Here is a 23,016-nt window from a genome sequence, read left to right on the forward strand (position 1 = left end):
AGGCTCGGTCAAATTTTGTCGCCCCGCAGTCTGCGGGCCGTCGTGGTCCAATCGTCCGGAGCAAGGTCACGTCGTTCCTGTGACACTCGCGCCTTTTCCTCGATCAGAGTTCGCTTCTCGTCATCTCCCGACGCAACCTCAATCCGCTGATCGAGGTCCTGGCTACGACGGTCGAGCGCTCCAACGCGCATGCGAGCGACTGACTCGTCGAATACCCTTCCAGCATGCGCCAACTCTTCCGGATCGGCCAGAACCTCTTCCAACCGCTGAGCGGCCACAGGATCCATCGATACCGGCGGAGCACGCAGTTCCGGGTCGTCGAGAAGAGCTTCAAAGATGGCCCTGTGCGCAGGATCTACAAAGTCCTCTGAACCCATCCGCTCTCCGGCTCTCTCGACAAAGTCAGGGTTCTTCGTCATGAGCAGAAGAAGCGTCCGCTCCGCTCCGAGCTTCGGCACCCTCGGCGCCGAGCGCCCAGGAGGCGGAGCCGGCGTGTACTGAGGCACCGCCTGGGACGGCGATCGCGCACGTTTCAGTTCCGCCTCGAGCGTCTCGCGCCGCACCCCTGTCCGGTCCGCGACCTTCGCCACGTAGATGTCTCGGAGTGCTGGGTCAGCTGCAGCTCTTATGGTCGGAAAAAGACGATCGACCGCCCCTCGGGTCCGCTCGATGGACGAGAAGTGATTCTTCTCGTCGAGGATCTGGAGCTTCCGGTCGAGGACGTCGAGGGCCTGATCGATATACGTCGACAGGGCCTCTGCCCCTCCGGAGCGCACGATCGTGTCGGGGTCCTCCCCGGACGGTAACGTTACGACGGCGGGATGCAGTCCCGCTTCGAGCAGTGTATCCCCAGCTCGGAAGGTCGCCTTCAAGCCGGCCGCGTCAGAATCGAAGAGTAGTAAGACGCGAGTGGTGTACCGTCCGAGGAGCTTGGCCTGCTCGGTCGTCAACGCCGTCCCTAACGGCGCGACGACATTTTCGAATCCGTGGGCCGCGAGGGACACCACGTCCATGTAGCCCTCGACCACAAGTACGGTTTCCTCTCGCCGGATGGCGTGCCGCGCCCAGGACAGGCCATAAAGGTTCTGTCCCTTGTGGTAGATCGGGGTCTCGGGTGAGTTGAGATACTTGGGAGCGTCCTTGTGGTCGGCCCCGATGATCCGCCCTCCGAACGCGATCACCCGACCGGATAGAGCCTCGATCGGGAAGATGATGCGGGACCGGAAACGGTCGTAGGGTTCTTTAGACCGTTCACTGTCCTTGAGCAGTCCAACCTCCATCATCTGCGCTTCGTCGAGTCCATGCTTCGCAGCCGCTTCACGCAACCCACGCCACTCATCCGGAGCGAAGCCGAGTCCGTACCGCTCGGCGACTTCGGGGCTGACGCCTCGACCCTCCAGGTACTCCCGGGCGTCCTTTCCCCCGTCCTCATCGGTGAGTTGGCCGCGGAACCAGTCCCGTGCGAACCCGTTGATCTCGTAGAGCGGCCGGTTCGGGTCGTCTTCTTCGCGGTTCCGCTGCACCTCACGGACCTCGATGCCCGCTCGGCCGGCCACGTGTCTTACCGCCTCCACGAAGTCGAGTCCCTGGCGCTCCATCAGGAACGAAAAGACATCACCCGACTTCCCACACCCGAAACACTTGAAGAAGCCCCTATCCGGCACGACGTAGAAACTGGGCGTTCGTTCTTCGTGAAAGGGACAGTTGGCCTTGAATTCACGGCCCGCCTTTTTCAGAGGCACGAACTCGCTGATGACATCGACAATGTCAGCGCCCGCCCGTACCTCTTCCACCATGTCGTCCGGAATCATGTGCCACTCCTGAACTGAGCGACGGTGACTCCAGCGCCACCCTCCGTGGGACCGCCCATCCGGAACTCCTGGACACGTGCGTCCAGCTTCAGCATCTCCGTCGCCCGCGCCCGCAGTGCTCCGGTGCCCTTTCCATGGATGATGCGGAGCTCGGACAGATCCTCGATCAAGGCCTGGTCCAACGCACGCACCAGTTCGAGCTCCATCTCGTCTACCCGCATCCCCCGGAGATCCACCTCGATTCGAGCCTGGCCCCGGTCGGGGCCAGTCCAGCCGCCCCCATCACGCTTGGGACTCGCAGCCCGCTGCGGCGCATCGACGATCTCTAGGTCCGCGAGTGAGAGTTCCATACGAAGGGCCCCGACCTCCACGACGGCACGGCCTGAACGGACCTCGGCGACGGTCCCGCGCGCCCCGCTCGCCTGAATACGAACACGGTCTCCCGCTGCGACCGGCGAAGCGTCTCGCGTGCGCTGCCGCATGGGGGCCTGTCGCTGTTTCTGGGCAGCCTTTTCGACCTTGCTTCGGGCACGCCTCACCGCCTCATCAAAGTCCGTTTTTGTCTCCGCCGCGTGGCGCAGCGAAGCGATCGCCTCCTCAACCTCGGCCCTCGCCTCGAGTAGGAGCTTGCGGGCGTCGTCCCGAGCGCGCCCTTCCGCTTCCCTTTCCGCTTGGCGCACGGCCTTTTCGCGCGTGACCAACTCAGCCTTGAGGCGGGTCGTTTCACCACGTTCGAAATCCAACTCCTGAACCAACCGCTCGGCTTCACTCTCACGCTGCTCGAGACTGGCTAGGATCTCCTCCATACGACCCTCGTCATCGTCTCGATATCCCTCTGCGCGGTCCATTAGGTCTTCCGGGAATCCCATTCGACGAGCGATCTGAAGACCGTAGCTGCGCCCAGGGCGTCCCTTCACAAAACGATACGTGGGCTCCATGCGTTCCGAGTCGAACTGCATCGACGCGTTCACGATGCCACTGCCTTCAGCGTCCAGACGCTTCAAGTCCCCTAGATGTGAAGACACCAAGGTGGTCGCACCCCTGGCGACCAACTCCTCCAGGATTGATCTGGCCAGGGCCGCGCCCTCCGCGGGGTCGGTTCCGGTGCCCATCTCGTCAATCAGGACGAGTGACCGGTCATCCGCCTGGGCAACGATCTCGGACAGATTCGCGAGATGTGCCGAGAAGGTCGACAGGCTCTGGGAAATCGACTGCTCGTCTCCGATATCCGCGAAAAAGGCGCCGAACACGGGCAAGCTCGTCCCTTTCCCCACAGGCGGCACAACACCGCTCTGGGCCAACGCACACAGGAGTCCCGTCGCCTTAAGAAAGACGCTCTTTCCACCTGTGTTCGGACCGGAGACCACGATCGTTCGTTCATCCTCGAGAAGATCAAACTCGAACGGTACGACGCCCTGGGGGTCCGCTTCGAGGAGGAGCGGGTGCCGCCCCTCGCTGATGCGCACTTCTCTGCCACCCAGTGCCGGCACGAACGCTCGCCACTTCAGGGCAGCTCTAGCACGAGCATTGAGTGTGTCGAAGTCCACGAGGGCGCCCAGGGCACCTTTGATCGCCTCGCGCAGGGGCGTTACCTCCGCCGTAAGCTCGCCCAGAATGCGCCGGACCTCTTGGCCCTCTTCGCGCTCTAGGTCACGGACCTCGTTCATGAGGCCGATGGCCATCGGAGGCTCGACGAAGAGCGTGGCACCCGACTGTGACACGTCGTGAACGATACCGCCCACCTCGCCTTTCCCTTCGCGGCGGACGGGCACCACGTACCGACCCTCTCGGATCGTGACCGAGCCGTCTGACACGACGAAACGTGCTGGGATCGTCGAGAGATAGGACTCGAGCTTACGCACGATCTTCGAGTGAGCGCCGCGCAGTCGGTTGCGGATCTTCTTCAAGTCGTCGGACGCACTGTCTAGGACGTGCCCTTCATCGTCCACCGCACGTTCGATCGATTTCTCCAGGTCACGGTCTTCCACCAACAGCGCGACCAACGCGCCCAACTCTGGAAGCCCATCTGGGTGGCCTATGAGGTCTGAAGAAAGTCGACGCGATGAATTCAGCAGCACGCCCAGCCGAAAGAGCTGGATCGGTTCCAGCACCGCCCCTTCGGCCGTCATGACCCCAAGCGCGCCCCTGACGTCGGGGACTGGAAGCATGCCCCAGTCCGGGGCGCCCTCTACGAAACGCATGGAGGCGGCAACTCGTGCCAACTCTGTTCTGGCAGAGTCGGGGTCACTGGTGGGGCGAAGCGCCAGGATCTTCTGACGTCCGAGTTCGCTCGATGCTCGGGTGGCGACGCGCTCGAGCACCCTGGTGAATTCGAGGACCTTGAGCGCGTGCTGACTCAACCCGCGGCTAGCTCCTCGCGCACGATTCGGTTCGCGTCATTTCCATCGAAGCGACCCTTGATCTGCGGCATCACACGACCCATGAGGGGCCCCATCTGGTCAGCACCGTCGGCGATGGCCTGGCGTACGATCGCTCGCACATCGTCCTCCGACAGACCCTCCGGTAGATAGCCCTTGAGGACCGCGGCCTGCTCGTCTTCGACATCTGCAAGTTCGTCGCGGCCCGCGGCACGCATTTGCTCCGACGCGTCTTTCCGCTGTTTGATGCCCCTCGAAAGGATCTGGATAACGCCGTCGTCATCAACGTCCACGCGCTGATCGATCTCCATGTTGCGTACGTCGGACAGCATCGTGGAAATCACCAGCGTACGAAGTTTGTCACGGCCTTTTCGGGCCGTAATCAGATCGGCTTTAAGTCGGCTTTTAAGATCAGTGGACACGCCTGGGAGTCCCTCCGTGCGGGTTTGGGGGTGACGAGGAGTCGAAGATTACCCCTCACCGTGAGGAACGGTCAATCAACCCGGTGGCCAACGCAGGGCCCTCCCTCCGAGTAGATGGAGATGAACGTGATGGACCGTCTGCCCTCCGTCCGCACCCGTGTTCATGACGGTCCGATACCCCTCCTCGGCCACACCCTCTGCCTGAGCCAAGTCACGGGCCACGACCATGAGATCTCCGAGCACATCCCTGTGATGATCATCAGCCTCCGCGAGCGACGCGATGTGTTCCGTTGGGATGACGAGAATGTGGGTCGGCGCTTGTGGTCTGATGTCCCGAAACGCGACGACCCGTTCGTCCCGGTGGACAACCTCAGCGGGAATATCACCTGCGACGATCTTGCAAAAGAGACAGTCGATTGGACTCATAGCTCAGGCGGCCTGGCTAGGGATGATTGGACGGCACGCTTCCCATCCTTCCGATCTTGTCTGCGCGTCCAAGCCCGCGCAATGCGAGGATGTGACGCCCGACGCCCCAGTCACGAAATGTGTCCCCATCCGTCATGTCACCACGGCTGAACAATCTCGAACTTTGCAGCGTTCTCACGCCCCCCGGGGTGTAATTCAAGACTGGAGGCTCCATGAATCCGATCGCGGAATGCGCAGCACAGACCCTCTTGCACCATCCACACCCGGCCCTTCGCCTCTCCGAGTTATTGCAACTCGTCGCCGAGCGTGTCGATCGAGGGCTCGACCCCGGACGGCTGCGCACGCTGCTGGAAGAACACCCGGAGACCTTTCGACTCCTGGACCCCTGGTCCGGCCCCTGGCGGGATCACGACGGCCCCAGAGCTGCCGGGTACTCTGTGGACCCCTGGGTCTTGATGTCTACCGATCCGTCTCCGGACGGTGCTCCCACCGCCGCCGGTGCACGGCTGAGAGAGAGTGTTCGCTGGATCGCGCGTGGAATAGACCTGACGTCGCCATACGACATCAGCCGTTGGTACGCGATCGCCTTGGCTGAGCGTGAGGTACGCGAGGCAGTGCGAAAAAAGGCTGCCTAGTCGGCGCTTGGAAGCAGGAACAGTCCTGAACACCATTCGCCGTCGGTGTCGAGTGACTGGAAACGGAAGCCATAGGCTTCCGTTTCTGCGCGCATCGCGTCCCACTCTTCTGCGAGGATGCCAGACAGAATCAGCCAACCACCTGGAGCTACCGCTGTGCGAAAGCCGGAAAGCAGAGGGCGAAGCATCCCGCTCTCGATGTTGGCAATGAGCCCGTCCACCGGACCCCAAGTAGCGAGTTTCTTCTTGTCCGCCCACTCCACAAGCCAGGAGACGCGGTCCCGGACACCGTTGTGGTCCACGTTCTCCTCGAGGGCTTCACAGGCGAGAGAGTCGCCTTCCACGGCGACTACGCGGCTCGCGCCAAGCATCGCAGCGGCAACCGCCAGGATTCCGGAGCCAGCTCCAACGTCGAGGAGATTCTCGCCGGGCGAGACGACACCGTCGAGGAGCCTGAGGCACCCTCTCGTAGTTCCGTGCTCCGCAGTACCGAATGCCATACCGGGATCGAGCACAATCACGAGATCACCCTGCTCCGGCTCGAATTCAGTCCATGACGGCCGAACGACGAGGCGCTCTGTAATGCGCCGCGGCGCCAGGCCACGTTTCCACGACTCGGCCCAGTCCTCATGCGGCTGCCAACCGATCCTCACATCCAGGCCCGAGAGTCCCGTCATCGACGCCAGTTGGTGTCCAAGAAGGGCCTCGATGCCCTCGGTCGCGTTGGGTTCGGCCAGATGCGTAACTTGCCACCCGTGCTGCTGCACAACAGCCCGCCCCCCCAACGCTAAGAGGGCATCGGCGATTACGACGTCTGAGCCGACCACGGATTCACACCGGGCCGCGATCTCCAGCCAGCGCCGTCCGTCTGACGTCATCCGCCTGAGAAGGCTTCCTTCACCCTCGTCCAGAAGCCCTTGTGCGCCCGCCGCTTGATTTCAGCTGGAGCCGGAGCTTCGATCTCTCTCATTCGGCGGAAGAGCTCTTCCTGTTCCGCACTGAGCTCATCCGGTGTCCAGATGAAGATCTGCAGCATCTGGTCCCCCCGCACATACCCGTTCAGCTCGGGCAGTCCCAGCCCCTTCATACGCAGGAGGTCGCCGCTCTGGATCCCGGCCGGAATCGTGACCTTGGCGGTACCGTCGATCGTCGGCACTTCGACCTCGTCACCCAAGGCGGCCTGTCCGAACGTGATCGGTAGTTCGTGAACGAGGTTCGAACCCTCGCGCTCGAAGCGGGGGTCATCTTCGACCTCCAAGAGCACAACCAGGTCTCCTCGCGGCCCGCCGCGGGGCCCGACGCTGCCCCGACCGCGTAGGGTCAGGAAGTTCTCCGATGTCACACCTGGCGGGACCTCGACCTCGATCTCCTTCTCGGAACGCGCCCGTCCCTCACCTCGGCACGCAGCACACGGCTCGGCGATCACCCGACCTTCCCCACCGCAACTCCGGCATGGCTGGACACTCACGAACTGCCCGAAGACCGAGCGCTGTACATGACGTTCCTCGCCGGCGCCACCGCACGTGCCACAGACCGTGGGAGCCGTACCTGCCTTGGCACCGCTCCCTTCACAGGTCCCACATTCATCGAGTAGAGAGACCTTGAGCTTCTGTGTCACTCCATGGGCGACTTCGGGTAAGGTAAGCGGCAGCCGGATGCGAACCGTCTGCCCTTTGCGCGACGCTGTTCGTTGGCCGCCCGCGCCACCCCTTCCGAAGAGATCTTCCATCCCCCCACCGAAGCCTCCGAAATCCCGCATAAAGATGTCGATGGCGTCGTTGAAGTCGAAACCCTGACCGCCACCGTGGCCGCCTCCGCCCCGCACTCCCTGCTCGCCATGACGGTCGTACATGGAGCGCTTCTCAGGCTCGCGCAGCACCTCGTACGCCTTGGTGACCTCCTTGAACTTCTCCTCGGCGTCTTTCGAGCCTTGGTTCCGATCCGGATGAAATTCGAGCGCGAGCTTCCGGTACGCTTTCTTGATCTGTTCGCCGTCTGCGTCCCGTGGAACGCCGAGCAGCTGGTAATAGTCCACCATCTAATGCCTTCAAACCTTCGGAACCCGCACCCAGGATGGGTACGGATGAGAGAATTCGTTCTTTACGACTGCAACATGCGCGTAACGAGCGACGACGTGTAGTCGACGATGGTCACGACCTTCTCGTACGGCATCCTCGTAGGCCCAATCACCCCTATGACGCCGGAAAGGTCACCCGCCCGGTATTCCGCGGTGACCAGCGTGAAATCGGCGAGCTCGGAGGTGGCGTTCTCGCCACCGATCGTGATCATGACTCGTCCCCGGTGTTCGCGATTACCCACGGTCTGGGCCAGAAGATCCCTTTGCTCAGTTAGCTCGATGAGGCTCTTAAGACGGTCCCCACTCTCGAACTCGGGTTGAGCAGCAAGCACGCTCGCGTGACCCAGGTGGATTTTCGCACTGTCGAGCTCCTGCAGGTCGAAGAGTTCTGCTCCGGACTGCACGAAGATATTCAAGAGCTCAGCAGCACCATCCTCGCCTACGTGAGAATCCCGCAGCCTTTCCGGCAGCGTCCGCCGGATCTCCGGCAGCGACAGGCCGGCGAGCCGCTCGTTGAGGGCGAGAGTGACTCGAATCAGTGTGTCCTGTGGCACTTCGCCCGGAAGATCGACATAGACGGTCCGAACGACCCCGCCTCGAATCGATGCGACCAGAACGACCTTGTTCGTGGACACCTGAATGAACTCCAGCTTCTCCAGGATGGCCTCGTCCAAACGCGGTGCGACCGCCACCCCAAGTTCGTTCGACAGAAGGCTCAACGCGCGCGTCGCCTGCCGCACGAGCCGTTCCACTGCCGAGCCACCCGCGACGTCCAGCTCCCGCTCCAGACTCACCCGCTGTTCCTGGGTCAGAATACGCGGCTCCATCAGACGATCCACAAAGAACCGATAAGCCAGGTCCGTGGGCACGCGTCCTGCCGACGTGTGCGGGTGGAAGAGATAACCCTTCTCCTCCAGGTCGCTCATTGTGTTTCGAACCGTCGCGGCAGAGACCCCCAAACCGAAGCCACGTGACACCGTCCGGCTGCCCGTAGGCTCCGCGGTGTCGACGTAGGTGCGCACGACGGCCTCTAGCACTTTGCGCTCGCGATCCGACAATTCTGCGCCAACCAGGCCGCTTCGTTCTAGATCATCCATCGGGTAAGATCGAAAATGGTCGATTCCACCGTCAACCCGTGGCCGCCTCATCGAGTTCGACTGCAAGCCGATCCAGGAGCAGCCAACCCTCTGCATTGAGCGCCACCGTTGGCTCTACGCGCTTTGTCCACCCTCGGGCAGCCCAACTGGCGACAAGCGCCTGCTGCGCCGGCGCGAGCCCGTCGACCGAGAGTCCGGCATCCGTCCTCAACCCAAGCCAATACGTTTCGAGCCGCTGTTCAGCCTCTCCAATTCGCTCACGATCGGCCTCAGGCGAGGTCCCAGCCACGGCCTTCACGACATAGATCGGCCAGTCGCGCTCGTTCCATTTCCGCACCGGGTGAGCATAAGAATGCGCTCCGTTACCCAGGCCGAGGTATGCCGACCCGTCCCAATAGGCGGTGTTGTGCAGGGACCGGCGCCCCGGCCGCGCGAAGTTCGAGACTTCGTAGTGTTCGTAGCCCGCCGCGGTGAGCACCTCGGCCGCAAGCAGGTACTCATCTCGGTATCGCTCTTCGTCGATGGGTGTCTCCCGGCCCTCGGCCACGGCCCTCCCGAGCGGCGTTCCAGACTCGACGGTCAGTCCGTAGAGACTCACATGGGGGACATCCATCGCCAGTGCTTGATCCAAGTCAGAACCCCAGTCACGGTCAAGCCGCTGGGGCAGTCCAAAAATCAGATCGATGCTCAGGTTCGACAATCCGGCAGCTTTGGCCGTCTTCACAGACTGAGTGGCACCCTCGGATCCGTGAAGCCGCCCCATCCACTTGAGCGTCGGCTCATGGAAGGTCTGCGTCCCGAGACTCAACCGGTTCACACCAGCGGCCCGCCATGCCTTTGCGAGTTCGAGTGTGAGGCTCTCGGGGTTGGCCTCGGACGTCCACTCGAGCCCATCCGCCTCCAACCGATGTGGCCCGACCACTTCGGCCAGCCGCTTCATCGCCTCCGCCCCGAGCAGGGACGGAGTACCTCCTCCAACGTAGAGCGTGTCCAGTTCGTCCGAGAGTCGAAACAACCCCTCGTTCTCCACCGCTGCCAGTTCACCCGCGATCGCAGACTGCCACGCTTGGACGTCCCCAGTCCGGCTCACGTGAACGGCGAAGTCACAGTAGTTGCAGCGGCGCGCGCAGAACGGCGCGTGTACATACAGAAACGAGGTCTCGGTAGCCATCGACTAGGCAGCGCGACGAAAGCGAAGGCCGGGACTCTGTTCTACGAAACCCAGGATCTCCAAGGCAGCGAGAACCGCGAGTGCTTCGGGGATGGGGATTCCGGCCTGAGCCGCTACCACGTCCACATGCAGGGGCTGGCCTTGTAGTCCGTCGTAGATTCGGCCCTGCGTCTCATCGAGGTCCAGGGGCTCCGGTTCCGACGGAGTGCCCTGACTCGCGAAGGGACCCACGAAGTCCTGAATCGAGAGGAGCGGGAGCGCGCCGTCCCCCAAGAGAGCATTACTCCCCTCACAATTCGGCTCTTCGATCGGCCCCGGGACGGCGTAAACATCCAGCCCCAAGTCGAGCGCGTGCTCCACGGTAATGAGCGAACCGCTACGCTTGGCGGCCTCCACGACCACCACTGTGTGTCCGAGTCCGGCCAGCAGTCGGTTCCGTCGAGGAAAGTGATGCGGCAGCGCGGGCGTCCCGGGGAGAAACTCCGACATTATGAGTCCCGTCTTCAGGATGTCCTTGAAGAGTGATGTGTGGGAGCGCGGGTAGGCTCGGTCGGCACCTCGGCCCAGCACGGCGACGGTCTTCCCACCCGCGGCCAAAGCACCCCGATGCGCCGCCCCATCTACCCCAAGGGCCATTCCAGAGACTACGGTGACGTCCGCCCGAGCCAGGGCGGCACCTAACCGATGCGCCACATCGCGTCCGCGCTCGGTGACCCTCCGCGCTCCGACGATCGTGACAGCAGGTGCCGAAAGCAGCGACTCGTCCCCACGGAGAAACAGAACGGGCGGAGGGTCGGCGAGGTGATGGAAGGCTTCAGGATACCTAGGGTGCCGCCACGAACGGACGGTCATCCCAAAACGCGCCGCCTCTTGCAGTCCGGCATCGACACGATCCGCGAGGGCTGGATCCCATCGTCCTCCGGAGAGCCTTCGTCCACAGACCTGGTCGAAGACACTCGCCGGTGCAGACAGGGCACGGCGGCCGGACCCGAACTCTTCTACAAGCCGAAGGATCGTGCGTAGGCCCAGGTCGGGCATCGCGTCCAAACGAAGAAGGGCGCGCACCTCTTGCAGATCGCCGGCCCGGCTCAGGGGGTCCACCACTCCTCGTCGTCGTCGACACGGTCGGCCGCCTCGGCAAGCCGACTCTGGGTCCAAAGAGCATCGAGAAGTTCGTCGAGTCCTCGTCGCGCTACGGAAGAGACACTCAAGACCGCCCAAGCGTCTCCGACGTCGATCTCTGGCAACTCATCGTCCGGACCGAGCAGGTCGGTCTTGGTCAAGATCAGACAGAACGGTGTGCGTGCGAGTTCGGCGGAATAAGCCTCGAGTTCCGAGCGTAGCGCATCGAACTCGGCCTGTACGTCCTCTGAGTCCAGCGGGACCATCAAAGCGAGCGTCCGCGTCCGTTCGATGTGGCGAAGGAACTGATGCCCAAGACCCTTTCCTTCGTGAGCACCCTCGATGATCCCGGGAATGTCCGCAATCACAAACGATCGGAAGCCACTGAGTTGCACGACCCCGAGATTTGGCGCCAAGGTCGTGAACGGATAATCGGCGACCTTGGGCCGAGCCGCCGTCACAGCGGCCAGAAAGGTCGACTTACCGGCGTTCGGCTCTCCGACGAGTCCGACGTCTGCGATGAGCTTGAGTTCCAGGCGAAGTCGGCGCTCCTCACCCTCCTCCCCTGCCTCCCATCTGCGCGGGGTCTGTTGGGTCGCTGTCTTGAAGTGGGTGTTCCCTCGACCGCCTCGCCCCCCTTTGGCTACCACGACCTGTGCGCTCGGTTCGAGCAGTTCACCGATGTACTCGTCGGTATCAGCGTCGTAAACGAGTGTCCCGGGAGGTACTCGCAGCACCAAGTCTTCGCCGGACCTTCCGGTCTTGCTCTTCCCCTCGCCGTGCATGCCACGATCCGCTTTGTAGTGTCGTCGGTACGAGTAGTCGAGAAGAGTCGTGAGTTGGTCGTCCACTAGCAGGATGACGTCGCCGCCCTTCCCGCCGTCACCACCCGCTGGGCCGCCACGTGGCACTCCGCGTTCACGGCGCATGGCCTCCGAACCCGAACCTCCGGTCCCGGCCTTGATCTCAATTACGGAACGGTCGACGAACACGTCAATTTCCTCTGGAGCGGGCGCGCACAGCTTCCCACGTCTCTACAGCGATCCGACGATTCTCGTCGGAGGCGAAGTTGGCCGACAAGTCTAATGCCTCGGACACCAGCGCGGGCGCCGCACCTGCGTTCAGAGCACCTCGCAAATGCGAGTAGAGTTGTCGCGGAACACCCAACACCACCAACAGTGCGACAATGTTCAACTCTCTGTCTACCAAGGAGAAGCCCGGCCGTCCCAACACCTTTCCGTACCCCTCCTCGATCATCCAACGCTCCAGGTCGGGATGCAGCGCACGAACGTTGTTCTTCAGCCCCTCGTACTGACCGCCGTATACGGTCGAACACACGTCATGTCCGCGTTCCGCCCAGACGTCCTGATCCGTTGCAGCCTGGGTTGGGGCAGGCGCGCCACTTACTGAGCGCCAAAGCGCAATCGCGTTCAACGCCAAGGGATAACCCAGGAAGAGGTAACTCTGCAGGAGAACCTCTTCAATCACTGCAGGGGCGACGAACTTTGCCACGCCCATCGCCTCTCTGATAGAGCCTTCGTTCCGGGAAGCGACGGCTGCGCTGAGGCGTACCGTGGCTGCCTGGTCCGACGTCAAAGACGAAATCATATCCCGCCCACCCGGAGCGAAAACGCAGAACGCACCTCACCGACCACCTCGTCGCACGTGTTCGAGACATCCGGATTCCCATGCTGCGCGAGTGCTGCCACATCGTCACCGGAGAGCACATCCAGATCCGCGAGCGTTTGGATCAGAGCAACCTCGACCGCACGCCGGCCGCCGTCCTGCACTTTGATCGCAAAGCCGAGTCCCTGGGCGGGAATCCCCCCCACGTACACGCCCTCTGCTCCGAGCTTCACAAAAGCTCGGCCATCCGCTTGGGCCATCACGTCTGTACAGGTCCGGCCTGTTCCCCCGACCATGAAGGGGTGTTCAGTCATTGCCGACACGATACGCGCCGCGGGCTCACCCTGCCGGGCAGCGTCGGAGAAGCGCGCCATCGACTCTGCCATCTTGTTCAGCGGGACTGCGAAACAAAGGATGCCGCACCCGTCGATACCCGATGGGATCTGAGAGGCGTCCAGGCCGGTCCACCGTTCCACCTCTGTCAGCATTCGTGCTTGCACGGGGTGCGCCGCTTCGTGGTAGTCCACGGGGTCCCACCCCATCCCGACCGCGAGCGCGAGCATGCCGGCGTGTTTCCCCGAGCAGTTGTTATGAATTCTCTCAGCGGCTTCACCGGACTCGATCACGGCGCGTGAGGCAGCAGGCGAAAACGGCAGGTGCGGTCCGCAGCGGAGCAGGTCCTCACTCACCCCCGCTTTTTCCAAGATCGAACGTGCCCCAGCCACGTGCGCTGGCTCACCTTCGTGTGATGCGCAGCACAGGGCCAACTCCTCAGTCGACAGGCCGAACCGGTCCGCGATGCCCTCTTCCACCAGTGGGAGCGCCTGGATGGGTTTGGCCGCTGACCGGTAGTACGTCAACCCGGTGGGATCTCCCACGCTCGCTACGACGGCGCCCTGGGAATCCGAAACAACGACATGCACGTTGTGCCGTGATTCGACCGCGGCGCCGCGTACGACTTCGACTACGCCCATCCGGGCCTCATTCGTCCAGGTGACATCCCTGAAGCTTGGGACTCAACCTTGGGCTGATCCATGCCACAATGGGACGCATATCCGCGCGACCCGCGGGCATGGGTGTCATTGGTCCTGATTTTGCCGAATCTCAGCAGCGGACACTGCGGTGAGGAGTTCCTCGGTCGTCGACACCCCACGAAGCATCTCGACGGCTGTCGTGATCTGACGATCGCCTCTCCATGAGTGATCGAACTGCCCCTCCGTGCCCCATGCCTGCAGCGCGATCTCGCGTTCGAGATGGTAGCGCATGAACCTCGCCGCCCCGGCAAAGTCATCTCGGTCGATTTCCGCACCCCCTTCCGGAAGCGTCGAATAGAACGCGTCCAAGTCAGCATCTGTCACGGAAAATCCCCGCTCGAGCTCGGGATGGTCGGCGACATACGTGACTGAGTAGTTGAACAGTGCAACCGTGACGGCACCCCAGCGCCTGAACATCCTGAAAGCCGCGGTGGTCTCCGCGGGCGAAAGTGTTTCCGGAGCTACGAAAAGGTCCGGTGTGATGCCACCCCCGCCGTAGACCGCTCGGCCACCTGTGGACTCGAATTCTGGACGCTCATAGAGATTCGTCGGAGTAATCATCTGTCCTGAGATCGATACCAGGCGTTCGAGCGAATCTGGCCCTTCGGAGGGCTCACGTGTGATGGAGCGTCCCACTGGCGTGTACCAGCGAGCGGTCGTCAGGCGCAGGACGTCGCCACCCGTCAGCCGATAGAGGGTCTGCACAGAACCTTTGCCGTAACTCGTCTCACCGATCACAGCTCCCCGATCATGATCTTGGATCGCTCCAGCAATAATCTCGGAAGCGGACGCGCTGGTGCCGTCCACGAGAACAACGATGGGGACGCCCTCGTAGCGATCGGGGCCCGAAGCTGCATAGGTGTCATTTTGACGCTCCTCCCGGCCTCGCGTCTCCACGATCGACAGTCCGCGGTCCAGGAAGAGATCCGACACCGCGATCCCTTCGTCGAGCAGACCCCCAGGGTTACCACGGAGATCGAGCACGAGCTTCTCTAGGCCTTCAGCCTGAAGTGAGTCTACCGCGGCTCGGACCTCGCGGGACGAAGTCTCGCGCACTGTTTGAAGCGGCACGTAACCGATGCCGTCCTCGAGCATGAAAGCGTAAGGAACCGCCCTCAGCGTAATTGTCGCTCGTTCAACCGTGAACTCGATCGGCTCCTCGACTCCAGGCCGGATCATCTTGACCGTGACGGACTGTCCAGGACGCCCACGCAGGAGCTCGACGGCTTGGTCGGTGACCATCGTGTCCGCAAGAATCCCGTCGATTTCGTGGAATTGGTCACCCGCACGAATCCCGGCCCGTTCACCGGGCGTGCTGGGGATCGGGCTGACGACGGTTACACGGTCATTTCGATCGATGACTTCGAGGCCGACGCCACCGTACTCTCCTTCAGTGCGAATGCGGAGATTCTCGTAGCCGTCTGCGGGCAAGAACGACGAGTGGGGATCTCCCAGATCCCGGATGAGGCCGTCGATGGCGGAATCGTAGAGGCCGGTGGCGTCCACCTCATCCACGAAGCTGGACTCAACCCGGTCGACGACCTCTTGGAGCACGCGCACACGCACGTAGACGTTCTCGGCTCGGTCGACCCCTTCTTGCAGCAACCACCCGCCGGCCATGATGGCAAACGCGACAACGGCTACCGGTGCAAAGATCCCTCGCCTCACAGCCATCTCCTCACAATGGGTCCAACCTCACTCACTTATACCACGTCCTCGCCGAAGGTTTCGGGGAAGGTCCTGGCCAGGACCTCCCGAATACGCATGTGCACCTCTTCTGGTTTCCCTCGGGCACTAACGGTGCGCACCGTCACCTCGGACTCCGCCAGCTCAAGATATCCTTCCCTGACACGGCCCAGAAAGGCATCTCCCGCCTGCTCGATTCGATCCGGTTGCATGCCATCCCGTTGCTGCCGGGCGGTGCCCTCTCTGGCAGGCAGGTCGAGTACGACGTACAGATCTGCGTCGAGGCCGCCGGTGGCGATACGAATAGCCTCCCGGACGTCGTCCAAGTCCAAACCACGTCCGTACCCCTGATAGGCCAGAGTCGACAGAGAAAAACGGTCGGCCAAGACGACCTTCCCTTCCGCTAAGGCAGGTCGAACCACATCGCGCACAAACGTCGCACGCGCCGCGAGCATCAGGAGCAGCTCGGTTTCTGCCGGCATATCGAAGTCGGCGCGACCGAGCAGAAGCTCCCGAATTGCCTCTCCCACGGGCGTCCCTCCGGGCTCCCGCGTAAGCACGTGCGGGATGCCTCGCGCATCCATGAAGGACGAAAGGAGGGCGGCTTGGGTGCTTTTACCAACACCGTCACCGCCCTCCAATACGATGAAACGTCCTGCCCTCATCGGCTCATCTCTTAGTCGTAGTACTCGACGCCGAGGTGGGTCACCATCTCTTCCTTCATCATCCAGCGAAGCGTGTTCTTGAGCTTCCAGTGCTGGATGAAGATGTCGTGCTCAGGGTACAGACCCGGTGCGGTCTGCGGCGCCTTGAAGTAGAACGACAGCCACTCTTGGATGCCGCCGAACCCGGCACGGCTCGCTAGGTCCATGAATAGCGCCAGGTCGAGGACGATCGGGGCCGCGAGAATCGAGTCGCGGCACAGGAAGTCGACCTTGATCTGCATGCCGTACCCCATCCATCCGAAGATGTCGATGTTGTCCCAGCCTTCCTTGTTGTCCCCACGCGGCGGGTAGTAGTTGATCCGCACCTTGTGGTACATCTCGTCGTACAGCTCGGGATAGAGCTCCGGCTGGAGGATGTGCTCGAGTGCTCCGAGCTTGGATTCCTCCTTCGTCTTGAACGACTCGGGATCGTCTAAGACCTCACCATCTCGGTTTCCGAGAATGTTCGTGCTGAACCAGCCGGACACACCGAGCATGCGAGTCTTGAAGCCAGGGGCGAGGATGGTCTTCATGAGGGTCTGACCCGTCTTGAAGTCCTTACCACCGATCGGCACACCCTTCTCTTTGGCCAGGTCCTCGAGCGCCGGGACATCCGCCGACAAATTCGGGGCACCGTTCGCGTACGGGATCCCTTCCATGATCGCCGCATACGCATAGAGCATGCTCGGGGCAATGGTCGGGTCGTCGGCCTTCATGGCAGCCTCGAACGACTCTAAGGTCTCATGCGTCGGTCCCGGGCGGAGGAAGATTTCCGTGGACGCACACCAGACCATCACCGCACGCTCGCAGTCGTTTTCTTCCATGAAGCGACGAATGTCGCCACGGATCTCTTCGGCCTGCTCGAACTTGCTTCCAGTCTTCTTGTTCGGACCGTCGAGCTTCTTCACATAGTCCGGGCTGAACGCGGCCTTCATCGGCTTGATCGAGGACAAGAAGTCCTTGATCGGGTCGAGGTGGTTCTCCTTGTGGAGCACCCCAGCGTTGAGCGCGCTCTCGTACCCGTTGTCGGCGATCGGATCCCAGCACCCGAAAACGAGATCCTCGAGCCCAGCGAGCGGCACGAATTCCTTGATGAGCGGGTTTCTTTCGTCCGTACGCTTGCCCAGACGAATCCTGTTCATCTGGGTCAGACTGCCGATGGGAGACGCAATGCCCCTACGGACACCCTCCACACCCGCGACGAGCGTTGTGGCTACGGCGCCGAAGCCGGGGAGAAGAATACCGAGTTTGCCAGTGGCCGGTCGAATCTCAGAAGGCTGATTCACGGATGGGTCTCGTGTTGAGGTTGGTTTTCGTATGTGGTCATCAAGGCATGATGATGCGGCTGGTGGCACCTTCTTCGATGCCCTTCGCCACAGTCTCATTCACCTTCATCATGATCTTCTCAAAGTTGGACTGCGCAGCGATCAAACGCTGGAATCCATCCTTCGACTGCAGTTCTTCAGCAGCTCCAGCGTACGCCTGCTTCACATCATCCTCGAGCTCTTGGCCCGTACGCATCGCTGCTTCAATACGTTCTTCGAGCGCCTGGATACGGTTACGGAGTTCAACCAATTCACGGTCTTCGTCCGCGGCGTCCATCGCCCGCTTGAGTGCCTGATACTCGTCGGTCCGCGCCAGTGCGTTCCCGAGTTCCAGCGCCTTTTCGTAGATACTCGCCATCTTTCGCTCCCAAAAGCTATGTCAATTCATTAGTTCGTCAGGGCCACGTGAGCAAGAACTACTCGCTCGCGATCCGTCAGGTCACGCCGCACCCTTACGTCCGTGTATTCTTCAGTGTCCTCCAGCAGGCCCAATACAAGCCCTGCCTGACCCGATCCAACCTCGAGGGCCAACATCCCGCCCGGCCTCAAATACCCTCTCGCTTGCGCAGTGATGGTACGCAGGGCGTCCAATCCGTCAGGTCCCGAAAACAGCGCTTCACCCGGCTCCCAGTCCCGTACTTCCGGCTGAAGCGTCGCCGCTTCGGCCTCTGCCACGTAGGGCGGGTTCGATACGACAAGGTCGAACACCTCCCCTTCTCCGACCGGATCGAAATACGGCCCGGCGCGAAACTCGACAGCCTCTGCCAGCCCATTGGCTTCGGCATTCTTCTTGGCCATGGCCAGCGCCGTGTCCGATACATCTGTGGCCACCACACGCGTAAACGGTCCCTCGTGCAGCAACGACAACGCGATCGCTCCTGATCCGGTGCCGAGATCCAGCGCAGCCATCTCAGTCGACTCCTCGCCTCGAGCCCACTCGAACACTTCGTCCAAGAGGATCTCGGTTTCCGGGCGCGGAATCAGCACACCTTCACCTACCTCAAGTTCCAACTCCCGGAAAGCGGCCCGGCCCAAAATGTACTGAAGTGGCTCTCTTTGCGCGCGTCGTTTCAGAAGCGGACGATACCGATCCAGCTCTGCCGGCTGAAGCGGCCGATCGAACTGCAGATACAACTGGAGTCGCTCGAGGCCGAGCACGTCCGCCAATAGGTGCTCGGCATCCAGTCGACCTCGCTCGACTCCCTTCCCTTCTAGGTACCCTCCGCTCCATTCCATCATGCGGAGAACGGTCCAATTCTCTTCGCTCACGCCTCGGCTGCCTCGAGACGTTCCTGCTCCTCTGCGAGCCGAAGTGCGGCAATGATCTCATCCAACTCACCGTCGAGGACGGCGCTGAGACTATGAAGCGTCAGCCCGATGCGGTGATCCGTCACGCGGCTCTGCGGAAAATTGTACGTCCGAATCTTAGCCGAGCGATCACCGGTGCCGATCTGAGAATTCCGCTCGCGGGAGCGTTCTGCTTCGCGCTCCGCGATGATGCTATCCAGGATCCGACTCCGGAGGACCTTCATCGCCTTGACCTTGTTCTTTAGCTGCGATTTCTCGTCCTGACAGGTGGCTACGGTACCGGTCGGGAGGTGCGTGATCCGCACCGCCGAATCCGTCGTATTCACCGACTGGCCACCTGGCCCGGAAGACCTGAAGACGTCAATCCTGAGGTCGCTGGGGTCGATCTTCAAATCGACCTCCTCCGCCTCAGGCAAAACGGCGACCGAGGCAGCCGAGGTATGAATGCGTCCCTGGCTCTCCGTGGACGGTACACGCTGGACTCGATGCACTCCGGACTCGTAGCGCAGCCTGCCGTACACTCCGCGCCCATTCAGGGTGAAGATCACCTCTTTGATGGAGCCCGGGATTCCTTCGGATAGACTCAAGAGTTCGAGCTTCCAGCCGACTCGCTCCGCGAGCCGCCGGTACATTCGCATGAGATCAGCAACGAACAGGCCTGCTTCGTCCCCCCCGGCGCCAGCCCGGATCTCGACCACCGCCGCGCGATCTGCGAGAGGGTCGGGTGGGATCAGGAGCTCGCGCACCCGAAGAATGAGCATCTCGATGCGCCCTTCGAGGTCGGCGATTTCCTCTTCGGCCATCGCCTTCATCTCAGGATCGTCCGTCTCGCCGAGGAGTTCTCCGGCACCCTGGTGCTCTTCAATGGCTGTCGAGAGTTCTCGACTGGCCGTGACCAACTGGTCGAGATGCGCCCGTTCCCGACCTAATTCCCTGAGACGATCGGGACTGGCGAGTGCCTCGGGGCTCGCGAGCTCGGAGTCGACCTCCCCGAAGCGGCGTTCCGCGTGACGGAGCCGATCTTCAAGACGGGGGTCGAGGGTCAGAGACTTCATAATGTGAGCCTCAACTCAAAGAGTCGGGCAGAAAATCGCCGTGGGCGATGGGCCGAGCCGTACACCCGGCCCGACACCTCACTTCTTGGCGACCTCTCCGTACCTCTTTTTGAACCGGTCCACGCGACCCGCCGTATCGACAAGACGCTGCTTGCCGGTGTAGAACGGGTGGCACACCGAACAGATATCGAGGTGGATGTCTTCCACGCTGCCTTTGGTCTCGAACTTATGACCACAGGCGCACACGACCGTCGTCGCATCATAGTTGGGATGAATGCCCTGCTTCATTGTCCTGCTCCAGGTACAGATGGGAACGGGCCTGAGGCACTTTCTCGCCTCGGCCCAGTTGGCTGGGAAGGCGGCCCCGATTAGGGATCCTTCCTGTACAGCCCAGAAAAGCTAAAAGCCTTATGCAGACGGGTCCAGAGTCGATCTCGACCGGGTCATCCCAAGTGACGCACCGACGAGGAGGAGCGCCGCAAACGCCGCCCCATTCCCAACCAGGTCTCCGAATCGCGTGAAGTACGTGATCTCGTCTGTGGTCCGTACCACATCGATCCTCACATCGGCCTCAAACAGCTCAGAGGTGTTGTATACCCGCCCCAACGGGTCGACGAACATCGAGATACCGGTATTCGCCGCCCTCGCGACGCCCACGCGGTTCTCGATCGCACGCATGATCATATGCGCCGGATGCTGCCAAAGCGCCGTCGTCCGCGAATACAGCGGTTCTCGGCCGTACCAAGCGTCGTTCGTGATGTTCAGGAGCACATCGGCTCCGGCGAGCCGGAAGCGTCGGGAGCCTTCGGGGTAACTCGATTCGTAGCAGATCAGGACGCCGTACAGGACATCGTCCACTTCAGCCAACGGCCAGCCCTCGCCTACCCCGTAGGCACCAAAGTGGCGGGCGCCGCTTCTCCAACTCGGTGGCAGGAAAGGAATCCGTTCGACCATCGGCACCAAGTAGCGCTTGTGATACTGGAAGTCCGTCAGGCCCTGGGGCTCCATCAGGAAGGCCGAGTTGTATGGCACCGATTCTCCGTCCTCACCCATACGAACTCCGAGGCCACCAAAAAGAATCGGAGAACCCACCTCTCGGCTGAGGGCCTGAATCCGAAGCATGTCTTCGAATGCACCCCCGGTCATCGGATACGTGGGCAGCACGGCCTCAGGCAGCACGACCGCGCTGACCGAACCCGGTGCGATACGCGCTACCAGCCGGTTCAAGGAGGCATACGTACTGTCGTAGACCGCCTCCCGGTCAAGCTTGATGTGCTCTGGGATGTTCGGCTGGACCACAGCGACGGTCGCGACATCCCGCATCTCCAGCGTGCTGGCGCGCCACACTCCCCAGGCCATGGGTAGCAGGACTACCCCGCTGATGATCGCCGCTCGGGGCATCCAGGGCCTCCGGTCGCGCAACGCCAGCACGAGGCCTGCCACGAGTCCGTTGACCAGGGCGATCCAAAACGTAAGCCCTCTGGCCCCCACCAGCTCCGCGGCCCCAATCAGCTCCGGGAATGCAGTGAGCGATGTTCCAAGACCAAGCCATGGGAAGGCGAGCGAGCCGGGCAGGTGCGCTCGGAACCACTCTGCCGCTGTCCAGGCTACCGGCACGGCGAGCCACATCGGGACTCTCACCGCATGCATCATGCGGTGGAGCATCCAGCCGAACAAAATGGCCACACCGATTAGAATCGACATGACTCCCGCCCACGCGAGGATGGCCAACTTGGAGAACCAGGCGAGGGCCACGAAGACCCAGTAGAGAAGGATCCCGAAATAGGTCGCGCCAAAAACCGCAGATCCACGGACAGCGGCCTGACGGCCGGCTGAGGAGGCAGGCAGCCCATCCAGCCAGAGCACAAACGGTACAAGTCCCACGAACGGGAGAATGAGTGGGTGAAGCGGCGGGAAGGAAAGTGCCAACACCACTCCGGACACAGCGGGCAAGAGTCGCTCACCAGGGCGTGGCATCAGTAGCGCTTTCAACCCCTGAATACGTCCCCCAGCATCCCGAACCGACGTTATAGCGAGACCTCTTTCCCGGATTCGGCCAAGGCATACGCGGCCTTGATGAGCCGCATCAGAGCGACCTGGCCCACCGGCTTTTCCGCGTCACACCGGCCACCCAACTGCTTGTCGATCTCCAACGGAGGAAGCGACCCCGAGCCGTCCCGTGGCCTGACCCGTGCGTAGTATCGGTCCTCGCGGTCCACAGCCTCTTCCGGATCGATCACTTCCTAAATTCCAAATCGGCGAGCAATCGTCTCGACCTTGGGGACATCTGTATCCACCAGAGCGACGAAGTCGACATCTTCGCGGTCTGCGAAGATGGGTACGTGGACAATCTGACTGATCGCGCCCGTGCCAATTACGGCCAAGCGAATGGGAGCGGCCCCTTCCGTCATCCCCCGCGTTCCTCCCCTGGTGCGTTATCGCCAATCATAAACTGTGCTCCAACTCTCACCTGAAAATACTGGAGATCACCCAAGACCTCATAGCGTCCCTGGCTCGTCAGCCGAAACCAGTCCGTCACCGGGTATTCGAGTCCCGCGTGCAAATTGAAGCCGGCTGCTACTGAATCAAGCAGGTCTTCTATGAAGGTTCCGTTGATCGCGGCACCGTCGCCATTGAGCGAGTGCACCCCGATCCCGAGGCCCGCAAACGTCAAAATGTCGAGCGGGACCTTCCAAACCACTTGGGCGTCGAGGGCGAACGCGATGTCGGTCCATTCGATACTCCCGAGATCGACACTCGGAACGGGAACTCCCGCTTCCCTCGCGACGAGGCTCGCGACACGGGTCTCGAGTTCGGTGACTTCAGCCGCCTTAAAGGGAGCGTTCCAGTAGCTGAAACTCGGGACGATTCTGAGCCCCGGCCCAAGGTAGCCGAGATCAAAACGGACGCTGTAGCTCTCTACCTCATCGACTCGGCTCGGGTAGATATGCCCGTACTCGAAACCGAAGCCACGGAACGACAGATTCTCGTAGTCGAAGTCCGCGAGGTCCTGCGCCTGAAGGGCGCCCGGCCCCGCCAGGCACGCCGCGAGTGCGCTCACCCGCACCAGTGTCTTGAGTCCCATCCTCATTCTCCCCCCTGGGGTTCAACCACGTCTTCAGCCTCACCGCGACCATGG

Annotated in this window: 24 protein-coding genes; 1 reads left to right on the top strand and 23 read right to left on the bottom strand. The window is 62.0% G+C overall.

Going from position 1 to position 23,016, the window contains the following annotated elements; translation table 11 throughout:
• Positions 1-8: 8 nt before the first annotated feature.
• From dnaG to P8L30_08230, 4 genes are all read right to left on the bottom strand, one after another.
• Positions 9-1,811 (bottom strand): DNA primase, encoded by a 1,803-nt coding sequence (gene dnaG, locus P8L30_08215; protein ID MDG2240172.1) that lies wholly within the window; start codon positions 1,809-1,811, stop codon positions 9-11.
• On the bottom strand, positions 1,808-4,171 hold the full coding sequence (locus P8L30_08220) for an endonuclease MutS2 (GenBank protein MDG2240173.1): 2,364 nt from the start codon (positions 4,169-4,171) through the stop codon (positions 1,808-1,810). The genes dnaG and P8L30_08220 overlap by 4 nt, the downstream gene beginning before the upstream one ends.
• The gene (locus P8L30_08225; GenBank protein MDG2240174.1) at positions 4,168-4,611 is read right to left on the bottom strand and encodes a GatB/YqeY domain-containing protein; all 444 of its coding nucleotides are present in this window, start codon (positions 4,609-4,611) and stop codon (positions 4,168-4,170) included. Before P8L30_08225 ends, P8L30_08220 begins: the two co-directional genes overlap by 4 nt.
• 75 nt (positions 4,612-4,686) lie before the next feature.
• Complete coding sequence (locus tag P8L30_08230; GenBank protein ID MDG2240175.1) at positions 4,687-5,037, bottom strand: histidine triad nucleotide-binding protein; 351 nt, start codon at positions 5,035-5,037, stop codon at positions 4,687-4,689.
• 212 nt (positions 5,038-5,249) lie between these two features.
• On the opposite strand from P8L30_08230, the gene P8L30_08235 reads away from it, so the two are divergent.
• On the top strand, positions 5,250-5,672 hold the full coding sequence (locus P8L30_08235; GenBank protein MDG2240176.1) for a hypothetical protein: 423 nt from the start codon (positions 5,250-5,252) through the stop codon (positions 5,670-5,672).
• Here the strand turns inward: P8L30_08235 and P8L30_08240 are convergent.
• The 19 genes from P8L30_08240 to P8L30_08330 form a co-directional block, all read right to left on the bottom strand.
• Complete coding sequence (locus P8L30_08240) at positions 5,669-6,550, bottom strand: 50S ribosomal protein L11 methyltransferase (GenBank protein ID MDG2240177.1); 882 nt, start codon at positions 6,548-6,550, stop codon at positions 5,669-5,671. The genes P8L30_08235 and P8L30_08240 overlap by 4 nt on opposite strands.
• A complete protein-coding gene (dnaJ, locus tag P8L30_08245; GenBank protein ID MDG2240178.1) occupies positions 6,547-7,710 on the bottom strand; it encodes a molecular chaperone DnaJ in 1,164 nt (387 codons plus the stop codon). Before dnaJ ends, P8L30_08240 begins: the two co-directional genes overlap by 4 nt.
• A gap of 62 nt (positions 7,711-7,772) precedes the next feature.
• Positions 7,773-8,846 carry a heat-inducible transcriptional repressor HrcA gene (hrcA, locus tag P8L30_08250; protein ID MDG2240179.1) on the bottom strand — a complete coding sequence of 358 codons (1,074 nt, stop codon included), beginning with the start codon at positions 8,844-8,846 and terminating at the stop codon, positions 7,773-7,775.
• 31 nt (positions 8,847-8,877) lie between these two features.
• The gene (gene hemW / locus P8L30_08255; protein ID MDG2240180.1) at positions 8,878-10,017 is read right to left on the bottom strand and encodes a radical SAM family heme chaperone HemW; all 1,140 of its coding nucleotides are present in this window, start codon (positions 10,015-10,017) and stop codon (positions 8,878-8,880) included.
• Positions 10,018-10,020: 3 nt separating this feature from the next.
• Entirely contained in the window at positions 10,021-11,118 is a 1,098-nt protein-coding gene (gene dprA / locus P8L30_08260) for a DNA-processing protein DprA (protein ID MDG2240181.1), read from the bottom strand.
• On the bottom strand, positions 11,106-12,131 hold the full coding sequence (gene obgE, locus P8L30_08265; protein MDG2240182.1) for a GTPase ObgE: 1,026 nt from the start codon (positions 12,129-12,131) through the stop codon (positions 11,106-11,108). The genes dprA and obgE overlap by 13 nt, the downstream gene beginning before the upstream one ends.
• Position 12,132: 1 nt before the next feature.
• On the bottom strand, positions 12,133-12,747 hold the full coding sequence (locus tag P8L30_08270) for a carboxymuconolactone decarboxylase family protein (GenBank protein ID MDG2240183.1): 615 nt from the start codon (positions 12,745-12,747) through the stop codon (positions 12,133-12,135).
• Positions 12,744-13,739: an asparaginase gene (locus P8L30_08275; protein ID MDG2240184.1), complete on the bottom strand. Its 996-nt coding sequence runs from the start codon at positions 13,737-13,739 to the stop codon at positions 12,744-12,746. Before P8L30_08275 ends, P8L30_08270 begins: the two co-directional genes overlap by 4 nt.
• Positions 13,740-13,844: 105 nt before the next feature.
• On the bottom strand, positions 13,845-15,467 hold the full coding sequence (locus P8L30_08280) for a S41 family peptidase (GenBank protein ID MDG2240185.1): 1,623 nt from the start codon (positions 15,465-15,467) through the stop codon (positions 13,845-13,847).
• 35 nt (positions 15,468-15,502) lie between these two features.
• Positions 15,503-16,150, bottom strand: a complete 648-nt coding sequence (tmk, locus tag P8L30_08285) for a dTMP kinase (GenBank protein ID MDG2240186.1) — start codon at positions 16,148-16,150, stop codon at positions 15,503-15,505.
• A gap of 11 nt (positions 16,151-16,161) precedes the next feature.
• Positions 16,162-17,475, bottom strand: coding sequence for an inositol-3-phosphate synthase (locus P8L30_08290; protein ID MDG2240187.1), 1,314 nt, complete (start codon positions 17,473-17,475; stop codon positions 16,162-16,164).
• Between the two features lie 40 nt (positions 17,476-17,515).
• On the bottom strand, positions 17,516-17,872 hold the full coding sequence (locus P8L30_08295; GenBank protein MDG2240188.1) for a YlbF family regulator: 357 nt from the start codon (positions 17,870-17,872) through the stop codon (positions 17,516-17,518).
• A gap of 29 nt (positions 17,873-17,901) precedes the next feature.
• Positions 17,902-18,783, bottom strand: a complete 882-nt coding sequence (gene prmC, locus P8L30_08300) for a peptide chain release factor N(5)-glutamine methyltransferase (protein ID MDG2240189.1) — start codon at positions 18,781-18,783, stop codon at positions 17,902-17,904.
• On the bottom strand, positions 18,780-19,877 hold the full coding sequence (gene prfA, locus P8L30_08305; protein ID MDG2240190.1) for a peptide chain release factor 1: 1,098 nt from the start codon (positions 19,875-19,877) through the stop codon (positions 18,780-18,782). Before prfA ends, prmC begins: the two co-directional genes overlap by 4 nt.
• Before the next feature lie 78 nt (positions 19,878-19,955).
• Positions 19,956-20,165, bottom strand: coding sequence for a 50S ribosomal protein L31 (gene rpmE / locus P8L30_08310; protein MDG2240191.1), 210 nt, complete (start codon positions 20,163-20,165; stop codon positions 19,956-19,958).
• 120 nt (positions 20,166-20,285) lie between these two features.
• Positions 20,286-21,854, bottom strand: coding sequence for an apolipoprotein N-acyltransferase (gene lnt / locus P8L30_08315; protein MDG2240192.1), 1,569 nt, complete (start codon positions 21,852-21,854; stop codon positions 20,286-20,288).
• A 50-nt stretch (positions 21,855-21,904) separates the two neighbouring features.
• Positions 21,905-22,117 (bottom strand): hypothetical protein, encoded by a 213-nt coding sequence (locus P8L30_08320; protein ID MDG2240193.1) that lies wholly within the window; start codon positions 22,115-22,117, stop codon positions 21,905-21,907.
• A gap of 3 nt (positions 22,118-22,120) precedes the next feature.
• Positions 22,121-22,288: a hypothetical protein gene (locus P8L30_08325; protein ID MDG2240194.1), complete on the bottom strand. Its 168-nt coding sequence runs from the start codon at positions 22,286-22,288 to the stop codon at positions 22,121-22,123.
• Entirely contained in the window at positions 22,285-22,962 is a 678-nt protein-coding gene (locus tag P8L30_08330; protein ID MDG2240195.1) for a hypothetical protein, read from the bottom strand. The genes P8L30_08325 and P8L30_08330 overlap by 4 nt, the downstream gene beginning before the upstream one ends.
• Between the last annotated feature and the right edge of the window lie 54 nt (positions 22,963-23,016).

Source organism: Longimicrobiales bacterium, assembly GCA_029245345.1.
GTDB lineage: Bacteria > Gemmatimonadota > Gemmatimonadetes > Longimicrobiales > Gaopeijiaceae > CALFPJ01.